The following is a 2,591-nucleotide window of genomic DNA, read 5'->3' on the forward strand; positions in this document are numbered from 1 at the left end:
CGAGGCGGCCCGGCGGGCGCAGGAGCACGCGGCGGCCGAGGAGCAGCGCCGGGCGGAGCACGCCGCCGCGCTGGCCGCGCTCGAGCGCGCGGCGCGCGCCGCGCAGGACCGCGAGGCGGCGGTGCTCGCCGAGGCGGAGCACGCCCTGCACACCGCGGCGCTGGAGCTGGCCGCCGTCGTCCTCGGCGTCGAGCTGGCCGACGACGACCGGTCGGCGCGCACCGCGCTGGCGCGCGTGCTGGAGCACCCGCAGACGCCCGACGCCGTCACCGTGCACCTGCACCCGCGCGACCTGCAGGCGCTGACCGCCGCGCAGGCCCGCACGGGCGCGGCGCTGCCCGACGGCGTGCGGCTCGAGGCCGACCCCGCGCTGGCGCCGGGCGACGCCGTGGCCCGCCACCCGCACGGGTACCTCGACGCCCGGCTCGCCACCGCGCTCGAGCGGGCGCGGGCGGCGCTCAACGATGCTCCTGCCGATCCTGCCGCCGACGCTCCTGCCGATCCTGCCGCCGACGGTCCCGCCGGCGCTCCTGCCGACCTGGCCGCCCCCGGCGCCCCGGCCGGCGACGCCGTCGCGCTCGCCGGCGGAGGCGCGCCGTGACGGCGACGGCGGCGTGGCCGCAGGCGCTGCGGGCCGCGCGCCCCGAGGCCGTGGGCACCGTGAGCTCCGTGATGGGGCTGGTGGTCGACGTCGTGGGGCTGCGCGCCGCGGTGGGCGACGTGCTGACCGTGGGCGAGGCGCCCGCGGCGGTGCCCGTCGAGGTGGTGGCAGCCGGCGAGGACCGCCTGCGCTGCATGCCCCTCGGCACGGTGGCCGGGCTGCAGGCCGGGCTGCCCGTGCGCGGCGGCGGCGCCCTGCGCGTCCCGGTGGGCCGCGGGCTGCTGGGCCGCGTGCTCGACGGCCTGGGCCGCCCGATCGACGGGCGCGGGCCGCTGCGCGCCGAGGCGTGGGTGCCGGTCGAGGCCGCCGCCCCGCACCCGCTCGAGCGCGCCCGCGTGGACACCCCGATGCCGCTGGGCGTGCGCGTGCTCGACACCCTCACGACCGCCGGGCGCGGGCAGCGCCTGGGCCTGTTCGCCGGCTCCGGCGTCGGCAAGTCGAGCCTGCTGTCGATGATCGCCCGCGGCACCGCCGCGGAGGCGAGCGTCATCGCGCTGGTCGGCGAGCGCGGTCGCGAGGTGCGCGAGTTCCTCGAGGACGACCTGGGGCCCGAGGGCCTGGCCCGGTCCGTGGTGGTGGTGGCGACGTCCGACGCGCCGCCGCTGGTGCGCCAGCGCTCGGCGTTCGTGGCCACCCGCATCGCCGAGCACCTGCGCGACACCGGTCTGCACGCGGTGCTGATGATGGACTCCCTGACCCGCGTGGCCATGGCGCAGCGCGAGATCGGGCTCTCCGTCGGCGAGCCGCCCGCCACGCGCGGCTACCCGCCGAGCACGTTCGCGCTGCTCGCGCGGCTGCTCGAGCGCGCCGGGACGGGGCCGCACGGCTCGGTGACCGGGCTGTACACCGTGCTCGTGGACGGCGACGACCACGACGAGCCGATCGCCGACGCGGCCCGCTCGATCCTCGACGGGCACGTGGTGCTGCGCCGCGAGCTCGCCGTCGCCGGCCACTACCCGGCGATCGACGCCGTCGCGTCCGTCTCGCGCGTCGCCTCGCGCGTGACGACGCCGGCGCAGCGCGCCGCGGCGGCCTCGCTGCGCGCGGTGCTCGCCGCCCGCGCGGCGGCCAAGGACCTGCTCGACGTCGGCGCCTACGTGGCGGGCTCGAACCCGCGGGTCGACGCCGCGCTCGCGTGCGCCGCCGACATCGACGCGTTCCTGCGTCAGGGCATGGACGACCACGCCCCGGTCGCCGAGTCGTGGGAGCGGCTCGAGCGGCTGGTGGCACGGCTGGGAGGCACCGCATGAACCGGACGTTCCCCCTCGCGGGGCTGCTGCGCGTGCGCGAGGTGGAGGAGGACCGCGCCGCCGGCGAGCTGGCCCGCGCCCAGCGTGACCGCGCCGCCGCCGACGAGCGGGTCGAGGCGGTCCGCGCCGAGCTGCAGGGACAGGACCCCCGGCCCGCGAACGACGCCGCCTGGCAGGCCATGGTGGCCGGCCGTGCCGCGCTGTCCGCGCTGCTGTCCGAGAGCATCGCGGCCCGGCAGGCGGCCGAGCAGCAGGTGCGCGGGCGCGAGCAGGACTGGACCGCCGCCCGGACGCGCACGCGTGCCGTGGCGCGGCTGGCGGAGCGGCACGCCGAGCGCGTGACGGCCGCCGAGCGCAAGGCCGAGCAGGCCGGGCTCGACGAGATCGCCGCGCGCGCAGCGCAGGAGGAGGAGCGATGAGCGTCCCCGTGCTGGGGGCCGGGCCCGCGGGGCCCGCGACGGCGGCCGGCGCGGCGGGTCCGCGCGCGGGCGCCCGGACCGGTGACCTGTTCGCCGAGGTGCTGGCCGCCGTCGGCACGCCCGGCGACGCCGCCGAGCGCGCGCCGCGGGCGGCCGACCGCCCCCGGGCGGGGGACCGGCACGAGCGCCGCGCCGCGGCTGACGCGCCCGGGCCCGAGGCGTCCGGCGCGGTGGTGCGTCCGGAGACCGGCCACGCGCCCG

4 protein-coding genes are annotated in these 2,591 nt (G+C 80.6%); all 4 read left to right on the plus strand.

The window, feature by feature from the left end; genetic code table 11:
• A partial coding sequence (locus tag GSF02_RS18415) for a FliH/SctL family protein (protein ID WP_159798815.1) occupies positions 1-601 on the plus strand: 601 nt, incomplete at its 5' end.
• A complete protein-coding gene (locus GSF02_RS18420) occupies positions 598-1,911 on the plus strand; it encodes a FliI/YscN family ATPase (RefSeq protein WP_235915699.1) in 1,314 nt (437 codons plus the stop codon). The genes GSF02_RS18415 and GSF02_RS18420, both read left to right, overlap by 4 nt.
• A complete protein-coding gene (locus tag GSF02_RS18425; protein WP_159798816.1) occupies positions 1,908-2,330 on the plus strand; it encodes a flagellar FliJ family protein in 423 nt (140 codons plus the stop codon). The genes GSF02_RS18420 and GSF02_RS18425 overlap by 4 nt, the downstream gene beginning before the upstream one ends.
• Positions 2,327-2,591 (plus strand): hypothetical protein (locus GSF02_RS18430; protein WP_201308993.1); only part of this gene is annotated, 265 nt, incomplete at its 3' end. The genes GSF02_RS18425 and GSF02_RS18430, both read left to right, overlap by 4 nt.

This window comes from Puerhibacterium puerhi, assembly GCF_009846865.1.
Taxonomy (GTDB): Bacteria; Actinomycetota; Actinomycetes; order Actinomycetales; family Cellulomonadaceae; genus Puerhibacterium; species Puerhibacterium puerhi.

What these genes read in the sequence shown, in the direction of transcription:
- GSF02_RS18425 (WP_159798816.1), top strand. Translation starts at nt 1,908, where the DNA reads ATGAACCGGACGTTCCCCCTCGCGGGGCTGCTGCGCGTGCGCGAGGTG.